General features: G+C 46.9%; 10 protein-coding genes. 1 reads left to right on the top strand and 9 read right to left on the bottom strand.

The genetic code is table 11. The features are described 5' to 3' along the window. Positions 1-97: 97 nt before the first annotated feature. The 9 genes from proS to FYJ35_RS05870 all read right to left on the bottom strand — a co-directional run bounded on the left by proS (position 98) and on the right by FYJ35_RS05870 (position 12,990). Complete coding sequence (proS, locus tag FYJ35_RS05910) at positions 98-1,537, bottom strand: proline--tRNA ligase (protein ID WP_154524519.1); 1,440 nt, start codon at positions 1,535-1,537, stop codon at positions 98-100. Positions 1,538-1,699: 162 nt separating this feature from the next. Beyond that, positions 1,700-3,241: a UDP-glucose--hexose-1-phosphate uridylyltransferase gene (galT, locus tag FYJ35_RS05905; protein ID WP_154524517.1), complete on the bottom strand. Its 1,542-nt coding sequence runs from the start codon at positions 3,239-3,241 to the stop codon at positions 1,700-1,702. A 124-nt stretch (positions 3,242-3,365) separates the two neighbouring features. Beyond that, a complete protein-coding gene (locus FYJ35_RS05900) occupies positions 3,366-4,406 on the bottom strand; it encodes a LacI family DNA-binding transcriptional regulator (protein ID WP_154524515.1) in 1,041 nt (346 codons plus the stop codon). Between the two features lie 107 nt (positions 4,407-4,513). Beyond that, the gene (locus FYJ35_RS05895) at positions 4,514-6,979 is read right to left on the bottom strand and encodes a beta-mannosidase (protein ID WP_328597051.1); all 2,466 of its coding nucleotides are present in this window, start codon (positions 6,977-6,979) and stop codon (positions 4,514-4,516) included. A 16-nt stretch (positions 6,980-6,995) separates the two neighbouring features. Next, entirely contained in the window at positions 6,996-7,808 is an 813-nt protein-coding gene (locus tag FYJ35_RS05890; protein WP_154524513.1) for an ABC transporter ATP-binding protein, read from the bottom strand. Between the two features lie 2 nt (positions 7,809-7,810). Continuing rightward, entirely contained in the window at positions 7,811-8,806 is a 996-nt protein-coding gene (locus FYJ35_RS05885) for an ABC transporter ATP-binding protein (RefSeq protein WP_205839735.1), read from the bottom strand. A gap of 13 nt (positions 8,807-8,819) precedes the next feature. Beyond that, positions 8,820-10,067, bottom strand: a complete 1,248-nt coding sequence (locus FYJ35_RS05880) for an ABC transporter permease (RefSeq protein ID WP_154524511.1) — start codon at positions 10,065-10,067, stop codon at positions 8,820-8,822. Positions 10,068-10,074: 7 nt separating this feature from the next. Beyond that, positions 10,075-11,079 carry an ABC transporter permease gene (locus FYJ35_RS05875; protein WP_154524509.1) on the bottom strand — a complete coding sequence of 335 codons (1,005 nt, stop codon included), beginning with the start codon at positions 11,077-11,079 and terminating at the stop codon, positions 10,075-10,077. Positions 11,080-11,139: 60 nt separating this feature from the next. Further along, positions 11,140-12,990 (bottom strand): ABC transporter substrate-binding protein, encoded by a 1,851-nt coding sequence (locus FYJ35_RS05870; RefSeq protein ID WP_154524507.1) that lies wholly within the window; start codon positions 12,988-12,990, stop codon positions 11,140-11,142. A 397-nt stretch (positions 12,991-13,387) separates the two neighbouring features. On the opposite strand from FYJ35_RS05870, the gene FYJ35_RS05865 reads away from it, so the two are divergent. Beyond that, on the top strand, positions 13,388-13,900 hold the full coding sequence (locus tag FYJ35_RS05865; RefSeq protein WP_154524505.1) for a DUF402 domain-containing protein: 513 nt from the start codon (positions 13,388-13,390) through the stop codon (positions 13,898-13,900). The last annotated feature ends 24 nt before the right edge of the window (positions 13,901-13,924 follow it).

The raw sequence follows: 13,924 nt of genomic DNA, 5'->3' as shown, positions 1-13,924 counted from the left end.
CGTCCGCTGCATGCAATGCTTCATGTTTGTCTGCCATCTCCTGCATGTACAGTCCGAAAGACTCTTTGGCTGCCGCACATGCGCACTGCCATGAAGATCAATATGCCTTGCCCCAGTACACCATCTTCTTTGCCGGGCGTCCGCACCAGACGCAGGTATCGGAAAGATGTTCCTGCCGGAACGGAATGCAGCGGCTTGTAACGCCTCCGAGCTCGTCCTTGATCGCATTCTCACAGGCGACATCTCCGCACCACATAGCCTTGATGAAGCCCGGCTTCGTGTTCGCGATCTCGGTGAATTCTTCTTTTGTGGTCGCGGTGTAGGTCATCGCGTCGCGACGCGCCCTCGCATTCTCGTACATATCATGCTGGATCTGATCCAGGACTTCCTTCACCTTATCCGCAATCCCCTCAAGCGGTGCAACGATCTTTTCACGTGTATCCCTGCGGACGATGACGCACTGTCCTTTCTCAATATCCTTTGGTCCGATCTCGACACGAACCGGAATGCCGCGCATCTCCTGGTCGGAGAACTTCCAGCCCGGGCTCTTGTCCGCATCATCCAGACGAGCACGGATGCCGGCTGACGTCAGAACCCTCTTCAGCTCCTCGGCCTTATCAAGCACCCCTTCCTTCTTCTGCTGGACCGGGATCACCATGACCTGAACAGGCGCAACCAACGGCGGAAGCTTCAGTCCAGAGTTATCACCATGCACCATGATAATGGCACCGATCAGTCTTGTCGTCATCCCCCATGAGGTCTGATAGACGTACTTCTGAGTGTTGTCCTTATCCACAAACTGAATGCCGTATGCTCTGGCGAATCCGTCTCCGAAGTTGTGGGACGTTCCGCACTGCAGCGCCTTCCCGTCGTGCATCAGCGCCTCGACCGTATAGGTTGCAACCGCGCCGGCAAACTTTTCCTTCTCTGTCTTCTGTCCACGGACAACTGGAATGGCAAGAAACTGCTCCAAAAAATCCGCATACAGATTCAGCATCTGGGTCGTCCTATCCTCCGCTTCCTTCGCGGTCGCGTGGATGGTGTGGCCTTCCTGCCACAAAAACTCTCTTGACCTCAAAAACGGCCGGGTTGTCTTCTCCCAGCGCACAACCGAGCACCACTGGTTGTAAAGTCTCGGAAGATCCCTGTAGGAGTGGACATCCTTCGCATAGAAGTCGGAAAACAGTGTCTCGCTCGTCGGACGAACACACATACGCTCCTCGAGCTGCTGGGTACCCCCATATGTCACCCATGCGACTTCCGGTGCAAACCCTTCCACGTGCTCCTTTTCCTTATTCAGCAGGCTCTCCGGGATCAGGCAGGGAAGATAGACATTCTCAACCCCCGTCTCCTTGAACCTCCGATCAAGCTCATGCTGGATATTTTCCCAGATCGCATACCCGGCAGGCTTGATGACCATGAATCCCTTAACCTGAGTATAGCCGGTCAGCTCTGCCTTCTTGACAACATCCGTGTACCACTGTGCGAAATCATCCTCCATTGAGGTGATCTCTTCGACAAACTTCTTTTCTGCCATGTCCCTCTCCCGCTGCTGCCGGAAAGCTCAGCGCCTTCCTCCTGCATCTTCTGCCGCGCACGTCAGGAAAAATCCCGTCCGGCGTTCATCTTCTATGTTCTGCCTGCCAGGATTTTTATGCCAGGCTGCAGAGTTTCATGTTACCGTTTTCTGCCCGGTCCGTCAAGCAAGCAGTCCTGCATTGACCGATTCCGCAAACCGGAGAAATGCAGCCTGCCCCTCAGCCGTCCGCTTGAACACACCGGCATCCTCAAGCACTTCTGCAAAGACAATCCCGATCTCCTTTTTCAGGATCTCATCAATGTTCTGCTCCCTGATGTCCGCATACTTCTTCAGAATGCCGTCCATCCAGTCCGCGTGCTTTCCAAGCTCCTCATCCCCATGGATATCGCGGCCGGCAAGAACAACCTGCTTCAGATCTGCCATCTCTTTTTTGAGTCTTGCCGGAAGGATCGCACAGCCCATCACCTCGATCAGTCCGATGTTCTCCTTCTTGATGTGGTGCTTCTCCGCATGCGGATGAAAGACGCCCAGCGGGTTCTCCTTTGTCGTGATATTGTTCCGAAGCACCAGATCCAGCTCATAGCGGCTGCCCCTTCTGCGCGCGATCGGCGTGATGGTACTGTGCTTCTCGCCCTCTGTCTCCGCAAAAATGAACGCCGACTCATCTGTGTAGGCTCTCCAGGCCTTCAGGATTCTGTCCGCCAGGTCGACAATTCTGTCCGGCTCCTCCCCGTTCAGCCGGATCACCGACATCGGCCACTTCACGATGCCGGCCCTGACATCCTCATATCCTCTGAAGGACAGCTCACGCTCAATCCCTGCCTTTGCCATCGCGAATTCATAATGTCCGCCCTGGAAATGTTCATGCGCCAGAATCGATCCGCCGACAATCGGGAGATCCGCATTCGATCCGACAAAGTAATGCGGGAACTGCCTGACAAAGTCAAACAGCTTTTCAAACGCGCTGCGGTCAATCTTCATCGGCACATGCTTCGAGTTGAACACAATACAGTGTTCATTATAGTAGACATACGGAGAGTACTGAAGGCACCAGTCCCCGCCCGCGATCCGGATCGGAATCACGCGGTGATTTTCCCGTGCCGGATGATTCGTTCTGCCGGCATATCCGACATTCTCATAGCAGAGCTGACACTTCGGATAGGCCGTCTGGGCCGCATTGCGCGCCGCGGCGATTGCCCGCGGGTCCTTCTCCGGCTTGGACAGGTTGATCGTGATGTCGAGATCCCCGTACTCCGTGGGCGCCAGCCACCGCATATCCTTTGCGATCCGGTTCCTTCTGATATAATTGGTGTCCTGACTGAACGTATAATACCAGTCCGTCGCCTCACGCGGGCTTTTCTCATACAGGTCGTAAAACTTCCGATTCACCTCCGACGGTCTCGGCGTCAGATATCCCATCAGCTTTGTGTCAAACAAATCGCGGTACGTCACCGTGTTGTCCGCGATCATCCCCTTCTCTGCCGCATAATCGCAGAGCAGATCAAGGATCGCCGGAAGCCTCTTTCTCGCTTCCTCGACTGTCATATTCTCTTCAAAAATCCTGGCTTCCGCTTTCTCTGTGAGGTCGTCCAGTCCAAGCTCCCGGATCAGCGCGTTCGCTGCCCAGATCCGGTCCTCGGCCTCAAGAAGCCCTGTCACATAACCATATTTCACCAGTTCCGCAACCGCATTCTGAATCATCCCATGCCTCCGTTTCTGGATTCTGTTCTTCCGTTAACCGATGTACATCCACATAGAAAGACGCTATGTTTTTAATTTTATCATCAGAGATCTATCAGAACAACTGGCGGAAGTATTACAGCACTTATTGATTGCTATATGAGCCCTCTCGGGAAGCAAAAGTAGATATGTCTTTTACACTGTCCTTCTCTATAATCTCCCCAGGTACGATCTGGATGCGGTCGCACTCATCGGCTATTTTATCCAATTTCTGAAACACGCGATTTGCCGCACTTTCTGCCATCAGACGGATATTTACCGCATATGTGGTAACCCCGATTGGATAATATTGGTTTTTTGCGTAATTATCAAACCCGACAATTGATATATCATCAGGCACACGGTATCCCTTTCCAGTCAATTTTCTCATCAATTCATATGCAGTCAGGTCACAATTGCACGCAAATGCAGTCGGCATTTCATCCGGTAAGTCTTGAATGACAATGTCACCGGTATCAAGGTTTCTGTCATTCAAAATCCAATCTTCACGATAAGGAATCTCATGTACTGTCAAAGCTCTGCAATAACCAAAAAAACGATCAGTTATGCTGGAACTGCCATGGATTGATCCGACAAATGCGATTTTGGAATGTCCCCTCTGAATCAGGTATTCTGTCATCTGATACATTCCCAGATATCCAGTGGAAACCACACAATCCAGCTTGGAATCATTGTTATAATTGTCAAGCAAAACGATCGGGATATGAAAACTTTTCTCCATCAGCTCCAGATACGAGGTATCTAATTTTCCGATTACAATGAGAGCATCACACTTTCCGCTTGTAAGACTTACCGGCAAGATCATCTGTTCTTCATCATCCGGCTTTATCATCTCGAAAACGGTTGCAGAACCCCGCATCTTCAGAAAAGACACCAGCTCCCAATACATTTCCCAATAGAAGGACTCGCCCTTCGCAACAAAGCGGCTGGAGACAATGACGCCAATCGAATAGCAGGCCATGCTTTCTACATGCCGATAGTGATATCCCATAGCAACTGCAGTTTTCTCGATTTTATGTCTGAGCTCCTGGCTGACACCATATCTGCCAGCCAGAGCATTTGAGACAGATACTTTGCTGATCCCCAAAGCATCCGCAATATCCTGCATTTTCACGTTATTCTTCATCTTGCTTTTCTATTTTCTCTATCCCTTTGCGTCATTGAAAAGCTGCCTGCTGCTCTCAGATTTTATATCAATTATGGAAACTGCGATCCGGTCATCACATGGATTCATTACAAGATATCATAAACACTCCTGATTTTCAGGCCCTTCGGAATCCCTTCGATGATTCTAACTGTTTTCTCTTCCCCCGGCTCCAGATCAAAATAGTTGTCTTCCAAAACCATGTCTTCATTTTCGTTTAAAATTTCAATATCTCTGGCATATGCAGAAGACTGAATTGTTATTTTATTTCCATCGACATGCAGCTGAAGCTTTGGATCCTGGAACTGGAAGTTCTTGGGTTCACAAAAAATCAGGGTCTCCTTCGATATCCTTTTCTGGTTTTCGGTTAATTCATAGACGACATAATCTGTTCCCAGCTCCGCCTCCGGAAGCTCGACTCTATCCATCCAGACAGCTGAAAGAGGTGAAATATCCAACTCCTTTTCAAATTGAGCTTTGACATCCCCCTTAACGTTTTTCAACTGCCACCTCACTGTCACCTTATGTTTATTAAGGCTTTCATTGCAAACATTGAAACGCACCGACTTTTTCACGTCATATGGCTGTGCATTCGGATTGCTGTCCTGCGTAAGAATCCCTTCTTCCTCACACGACAGAAGCAGTGGGGCGAAAAATCTTTTTGCATGGTAATGTAACGCCTTCCACCTCCCATAGTAATCAATCGAGGACCAGCTTGCAACCGGCCAGCAGTCATTCAGTTGCCAGATAACCGTTCCCATGCACCGTCCTCTGTTTCTTCTGAGGTGTTCTACCCCATATCGGATTGCCTGAGCCTGCAGCAGCTGCGATGCATATACGATTTTCTGGAAATTTTCCGGATAGAGATACATCTGCTCCATATATCCTATGATTTTTCCATTTGCTGCCTGGTTTCTCTGATGTTTTTCCATGACATACGAAAAAATATTTCGATCCTTTGGGAGCGTAAAGCTTTCACACGTCTTTTCAAGCGGAAAAGACTGGAACCCAAATTCTGAAAGATAGCGAAAAAAGTGATGCCTGTACTCTGTAAACGGCTTGTTTGCGTGCCAGACTTCCCAATAATGTGTATCTCCCCTGGATTCATCATTCGGATTGTCAAAGGCGCCCCCTGAGGATGGGCTTGCAGGCCAGTAAAATGTATTCGGATCATATTTTTTTAATACCTTTGGGATGATATACTCATACATTTTTACGTAGTCACTTTTTTGCTTTGGCTTTGTCACCCACACGCCGTCAGCAACAAACTGTTCCATTTCATTGTTCCCACCCCACAGTCCAAGAGAAGCATGGTGCCTGATCCTTTTAACATTGTCGATAAATTCGTGGACAATGTTATCTTCAAACTCATCTGTCAGATCATAGACCGCACATGCGAACATAAAATCCTGCCAGACAACCAGTCCCAGCTCATCACAGGCATCCCAGAATGAATCGTCCGGATAATGCCCGCCTCCCCATACCCGGATACAATTAAAGTTGGCTTGTTTTGCCTGCATGAGAAGGTGGTATGTCCTTTCCCTGGATATTCTAGACAGAAGCGCATCTTCCGGAATATAGTCTGCTCCCATTGCGAAAAATTTTATTCCATTTACCTGATGCGCAAATGATGTCCCGAACTCATCTTTTTCAATGGACACCTTCAAAGTTCGAAGACCAATTCTCTTCTCCCATACATCGAGAACAACTCCCTGGCGTATCAGCTCAACCTTGATTGTATAAAGCGCCTGTTCCCCGTACCCATTCGGCCACCATAATCTCGGAGCATCCACATGGATCCGACCATCCTTCACTTTATCGGCGACCACCTTTCCATCCGGATCTCTCAATGTGGTCTGGAACCAGAGACCTGAATCGTTTTCTTCTGGAGCAACAGTGCTCTTTTCTCCGGAAGATAATTCTGCTTCAACCTGAATGCCCAGATCCACCTCGTTTTTCCCATGCTTTTGAGTAATATATACGTTATCGATCCGGGCTGCAGAATATCCGACCAGGTACGCATCCCTCCAGATTCCTGAATCAGGAAGCCTGATTCCCCAATCCCAGCCAAACATGCAATGGGCTTTTCGAATACTGGGAAATCCACGCATGGCATCACTTGTTCCTTCAATGGGATTGATACGATATTCCTCCTCAATATATTTTACCGGAGAATGAAAAAAAATTCTCAGGTCGTTATCTCCTGCCTGCAAGATTTCCTTTACCGAAAATTCCCATTCCCGGTGCATATTGTACGCATTGCCAACGAAAACATTGTTCAAATAAATGTCCGCTATTGTATCCAGGCCATCGAAATGCAGAAGAACCTTTTCACTCTTTCTGATTTCATCTGACACCTGAAACACGGTACGATATTCAAAATCATTGTACAGCAGCTTCAGCGTTTTTGTTTCATTATCCCTGTAGTACGGATCTTCGATTGCTCCGGCTGCCAAAAGATCCGAACAGACCGTTCCCGGAACCCTGGCATCATAGAATTTGTCGCTTCCACTCAGATGCATCTTCCAATTATCGCATATTATTTGTTTTATCACGTTCTGTTTCCTCCATCTACACTGTAGTCAAATCCCAATTCCCATATATTTTAGGGACATCGCTGATCAGCCGTTTTGTATATTCCGCCTGCGGGTGAAGGATCACATTCTCTGCATTGCCTCGTTCGACAAACTTTCCATGCTCCATGATATAGACCTGATCCGACACATAATAAGCCAGCCCGATATCATGTGTGATGAATATAATCGTCATATTCACTTCACTTCTCAGCTTTAAGAGCATATCCAGAATCGTCGCCCTGGAGCAGGCGTCCACCATCGACGTTGGTTCATCTGCCAGAAGAATCTTCGGCTTTAACAAAAAGATCCTCGCGATCATAAGTCGCTGCATCTGCCCACCCGATAATTCAAACGGATACTTGTTCGTCAGCTCCTCATATTTTAGATTCACGAAGCTGCAGGCTTCCGTCATCATTTCTTCTTTTTTCTTTTGCGGGAGTGCTTTTCCGTCCCGCATATTGATACAGTCCAGTAGTACAGAATCCACTTTTCTGAATGAATTATAAGAAGCAAACGGATCCTGAAAAATAGCTTGGATATCCTTCCAGTACTTTCTTTTCTGCGCACACGTCTTTAAAACACGCGGTTTACCCTGGAAGGATATTTCTCCTTCCGTCATGCTGATCAGGCCCAGCAGCATTTTTGAAAATGTGGTCTTCCCGCTTCCAGACTCTCCCACAATCGAGATGATCTGCCCTTCCCGAAAATCAAAATCCACATGGTCTACTGCAACCGTAACAGTTTTCCCTATACCAAAGACCTTTGTTACACCCCTTCCACTCAGGCAGGAAGCCCCTAGTTCACTCATTCTTATACCTCCCGAATCTTTCTTTCCGACATCAGGCAGCGGTAATGTCTTCCATTTGGCAGTTCAATATCCGGCACTTCCATGGAAGAGCAAACCGGGGCGGCATAAGGACATCGAGGTGCAAACCGACACCCCTTCGGGGGGTTCTTCAAGCTGGGCGGAGTCCCCGGGATTGCTGTCAGTTGGTGGTCTCTGACACCTTCCTCCGGAACGATAATAGATCCCATCAACCCTTTTGAATATGGATGAAGTGGATCGAACACCATCTGTTTTGCAGTTCCAGACTCCACAATCTGACCCGCATACATAACCAAGATATCGTCTGTCACGTTGTATAACAGGGGAAGCTCATGCGTAATAAAAATCATCACCTTGATATACTCTTTTTCCATAAGCTCGCGGAGCATCTTGATTACCATCTTCTGGCTGGTTACATCGAGCGCAGACGATGGCTCATCAGCGATCAGCACCTTTGGGGACAGAATCGTAGAGATCGCAATAACCGTACGTTGCTTCATGCCACCGGACAATTCAACTGCATGTTTCTCCAGCACGCTTCTGGGCAGTCCAAGGATTTCAAACCGTTCACAGGCAATGTCATAGATGTCCTTCTTCGTTGCGTCCGGATGATGCGCGTGGATGACATCCTCGATAAACCGTATGATTTTCTGCGTAGGGTTCAGTGCGTTCATTGCTGCCTGGGGAATATATGCAATCTCCTTTCCCAAGATTCTCTTTCGAATTGTATCTGGTTTAAGCTTAGAAATATTCTTTCCGTCGATGATGATATCCCCGCTGATATAATGAAGCGGTGGGAAATAATACCCCATCAGGCTCAGAGCCAGCGTTGATTTTCCGCATCCGGACTCCCCAGCAATTCCAATTGACTTTCCTTCCTTGATCTTGAGTGAAACTCCATCAACAGCATAAACATTCTCCCGGAAGCGGGTTACATATTTTGTACGAAGGTCTTGAACCTCCAGCATGTACGTTTCCATTCGTCCCCTCCTTTTAATCCCTCAGCTGGGGATTAAAAACCTGATCTAGACCTGTATTCATCAAATTCAGTGAAAATGAAATCATCGCAATCATGAAAAGAACCGGAAAGTATGCCCACCATGAGCCATTCAGATGTGCAGAATACAGCATTGCCCAGTTCATCATCAGCCCAAGCGTTGCTGTACTGGTTGTCGCAGGTCCAAGCCCCAGCATGGAAAGCTGAGCCTCCGAAAGAATTCCAGAGGAAACCTGCAGGATAAATGCCATCACGACATAAGACGCAATGTAGGGCAGAATATCTGTCATGATAATTTTGAACGAACTATGCCCAGATAGCTTGGAAAGATTCACATGATCTCTGTTTCTTAGTGAGATAACCTGTGAGCGTACCGCCCTGGTTGTCCATGTCCAGGATGTGATTCCGATGATCAGGGCGACCAATCCAACTCCCCTTTGTTTTTGTCCGACACTGTAGGATATGAGAATCAACAGTACGAAGGAAGGAATAACCGTAAAAAGGTTCGTGATAAAGAGAATCAAATCATCAATAAACCCTCCCAGGTAGCCGGCAAGCAATCCCAGTGTCAGACCGATCGCCGTGGCAACGACACCCGCAATGAGACCAATTCTGAGTGAAGTCGTTGTCGCGGAAACAAGCTCCCTTAGGACGTCTCTCCCAAAATTATCCGTTCCTAAAACCAGCGTCCGCTTATTGCTTATTTCTTTCAAATTTACAAAATCACTTGACTTGACTTTTGATTTTTCTTTCAGTTCGTTATTTTCATCCTGTTCAGCAATAATAATATCTTTATCCGTTAATAATTCTGTGAGCTTTTGGTTCAACCTCTTATAATATTTCTGTTCTGACGCGAGCATCCCCCTGAATCTCTTTGAGGGATTATACTTGTCTGTCCACATGACAATTAAAGATTCCGCATCTGCGTCCTGAACTTCACTTTTCCCCATACCACCGTATTGCGTCAGCCATTCTTTTATTTTATCCAATTCGTCTGTTTTCAACGAATCTCCGACATTCGACTGTTTCAAAGCAATGCGCAACTCATAGGGATTTGCCTTAATGGTATCTTTTTGGGATATATAAGTTCCAGGCGGGTAAAAATTTCCGTTTCCCACAACGTCTAATGGATCATAAGTAATGAACAAGGGAAACAGAATCGTCAAAAGTATAATTGCTATGAAAATTACGAACCCGGTTACGAACTTAGCTGACCGAAATACTTGTCTGATCGTATTCATCATTTTTCTCCTAGTCCATCTGCGATGCTTTGATACGGGGATCAATCAGCCCGTACAGGATTTCTACCACCAGGTTTGCCACCAGAACCATCAGCGTAATAATCAGTGTACATGCTGATAGAAGCGGATAATCCTGGCCCTTGATCGCAGCCATCATCGTCGTTCCGATTCCCGGATAGCTGAATACTATTTCCGAAACCAAGGCACCACCCATCATGGTTCCGAGCGACATTGCCAACCCTGTAATTTGAGGAAGCATGGCATTCCTGAATACATATCTGACGATCTTTCTGTCGTGAATGCCCAGGAAACGGCTGTACTTCACATAGTCTGCATTCAGTTCATAAATTGCCATCGAACGCATGCCAATCGCCTGTGCCCCGATCGTCGTAAGGACAATCGACCAGAATGGAAGCTGATAATGCGCTACAACTGAGCGAATGAATGTCCAGCTGAAATTCGGTATCAAATCATATCCGTACCCTCCACTTGAGGGGAACCAGCCAAGTCTGAGAGAAAAGATGAACAGCAGAATAACGGCCATTCCGAATGCCGGAATATTACTGATAAACAGGAACACCGGAAGAATGATCTTATCAAATCCCTTCTTTACATAGGCAGCGATTGCTCCGAGCATGTTTCCAAGAAGCCAGCCGATCAGAATAGCCGGTAGCTGCAAGCAAAGTGTCCACCCCATTGAGCTTTTCAATATATCTGCTACTGGACGGGGATACTGGCTGAACGACACGCCGAGATCCCCCCGTAACGCATTCCCTGCCCATTTTAGAAACTGCACATAAACTGGCTTGTCGACACCGAATTTTTCAGCATATTCCTTGTATATTTTTTCAGCTGCCGCTGTATTTGTAACACCTTGCGTCGTCTGCGCCGCGATCCCAGCAACCGGGTCTCCTGGCATCATACGGGGAAGTGCAAAGTTCAGCACAACTGCAAAGAGGAAAGTGACCAGATACCACCCAATTTTCTTTCCAAAATACTTTCCGTACCCATTCATGGCAACCTCCTATCTAAAAGGAAGTCCGATCAGTCTACCCTGATCGGACTTCCCCAATCATTACTTCACAAGCTGCAGCTGATAGAGTCCGGCAATTCCATAACCATCTGTGCACACTGTAGGTGGAATATTGTTTCCGTCGTCATTCATCGGGTAGTTTGTCCATACAGATTCGTTAACGTTGTAAAAAGCCTGCGGCCTGTACATGAGAGCGAAGGAAGGTACTTCTGTCAAGTAAATTTCACTAAGCCGCGTATAGTAATCTTTCAGTTTTGCCTGATCCTGTTCATACGGAATCTTAGCCAATATTTCATCTGCTTCCTTATTTTTAAACCCGCTCCAGTTTCCAAGCGTATTTGTTTTCAGATCCGCATAACCAGAATACATGAGCACCATGCAACGCTGCCATGGACAAGAAACGGAGGATCCGGTTGCATTATTGATACAGATCTCGAAATTCCCTGTTGAATAGTTTTCTGTAAATGTATTGGTATCCGGGTAATTCGTTTGAATGTCGATTCCGATATTCTGGCCTGCCTTGGCTACATCCTCGAGAGCTGCCATCCAATCTGTCCATCCGTCCGGACATTCAGCAGTGAATGAAAGATTCTTGCCGTCATACTCACGGATTCCGTCTCCATCATGATCTGTAATCCCGGCATCATCAAGAATCTTTTTGGCAGCCTCGACATCATTGCCAAACTGAAGATCCTTCAGACGATCCTGATCTACCAGAGCCTGTTCTGCATCCGTCGTATTCATGACGCTTCTCGGAACTTGCTCGAAAGTCGCCGACTGGTTCGACATCGCCGTCGCAATAATATGGTCGTAGTCAACCGCCATGGCGATTGCCTTTCTTACCGCAACCTGGTCCAGTCCGGAAATACGTGTATTGTAGAAGCAGGTTGGGATCATGGTGCCAACGCCATAAGGTGGTTCATCGAGATATGTAGTAATCGGAAGATTGTCCTCTTCCCAAAACTTTTGAATGTCTGTAATAAACATCTGGGCAATATCGATCTCGCCTTTGGAAAAGGCAATCTGTCCAGCCGAATTGTCCTTGTAGATTGGATGAGCGATGTATTTTGGTGCCGGTAGAGCGCCCCACATAGAGTCTGCTTGGCCCCAGTAATTGTCATCCCTGACAAGAACCACCTTCTGATCGTCATCATAGTAGGCAGTATAGGGACCAGACGACACAAAATCCTCCATCTTATCCGTTTTGACACCGTCTTCCTGATTATTATTCCGTTTCTCAACATTCTGAATGTACGCCTTCTGGAGCACATACACCTTTGGAATATAGTCAAGGACCTTCAACGGGTTCACCGCTTTTCCGTCCTTGCCAAGCTTTGCCTTAATGACGACAGTATTACTGTCCTTCGGCACGATTGTGTCAATATATGCAGCGTAATCGATTCCGAATCCTGTGTTATATTTCTTATGAACCTCGAACGTATAAGCAACATCCTCTGACGTAACCGGCGTTCCATCGCTCCACTTAGCATCCGGGTTGAGCTTGATTGTCATCTCCGTCTGATCATCATTCCATGACCATTCTTTTCCAAGCAGCGGATATAACTTCCCATCTAGGTTGTTATATAAAAACATCGGTTCGTAAACCAGCGCACGAGCCATATCCTGCTGGGCAACACCCATTGAATTATTCGAATTCGATGACAGTGGATTCCAGTCATTAATCGTCCCCCACTGCTGTCCTGCAAAGTACAGCGTCTCATTCCTTGGGGTTGAACCAGGCAATACTTCTTCGCCCTCTGTTTCAGCTGATATTACAGACTCAGAAGAAGCGAGAACTGAACTTGCATCGCTGGCGCTGCATTCTACAAGTATAGACATTCCCACAGCAGCAGCGAGAAATAACGATGCCATTTTCTGAATTTTCTTTTTCATTCTGTAATCTCCTTGTTATTAGCGTGATGATGTGATTAGTAAATCTTTTTATTAATTAATTAATACTGAACTTCCCCTTTCTATTAATTTTTATTGCTTGTTATGGTTATGAATCATATCACATATTTTCGTATATTTAAACATTATTTGTGCTATATGCACAATTTCGTTGATATTCTACAAATTATTAGTTTATTTATTATTCATTAATTCTTTACTGGTTAAGTATTTTAATAAACTATTGTTCAGGAATTTCAGCTGTCCATTTCAGTCTGTTTTTCAAGCCAATTCAAGCCACTTCTATAAATGTATAAAGCTGTATTTACAATTCAAATTCCTAAGGATAGAATGAAGCAAAGTTCAAATTGCAACGCCCGAGCGTGGAAAGGGAACGATCATGGAAGGTCTGAGGCTATACAGAAGGCGCATCATCCCGTCCGAGTGTATTTTGTTAAAGGACGACATTCTGCTGCACCGCGACAATGAGACCATCATCACGAAGTGGAAAACACTCCACCCGAAGAAGACACTGTCCCATGGATATTCGTGCTATTTTCCGGAACGAGGCATCAAGGTCAGCAAGTTCTATGACCACGAAGACCAGCTGATTTCCTGGTACTGCGACATCATTGAGACCAGCTTCTCACAGGAAGAAGAGATCGACACATACATTTTCACCGATCTTCTTGCGGATGTTATCGTCTACCCGGACGGTCAGGTGCGGGTTGTGGATCTTGATGAACTGGCAGACGCCCAGCGGGACAGCCTGATCACGCCGGATCAGCTCCAGGCAGCACTGAGGCATCTCGACCGTCTGCTTCAAATTATATATAAAGGAAATTTCGGAACGCTTCAGGCATATGTCAATGATGCAGAACAGGCAGACAAGGACCATCTGCTGGACGCCTGATATTGTTTCCGGACAATGTTCAGT

The sequence above is a fragment of the Porcincola intestinalis genome (assembly GCF_009696445.1).
Lineage (GTDB): Bacteria > Bacillota > Clostridia > Lachnospirales > Lachnospiraceae > Porcincola > Porcincola intestinalis.
Note: the sequence above shows the minus strand (reverse complement) of the source record. Positions and strands in the feature narration are given on the sequence as shown.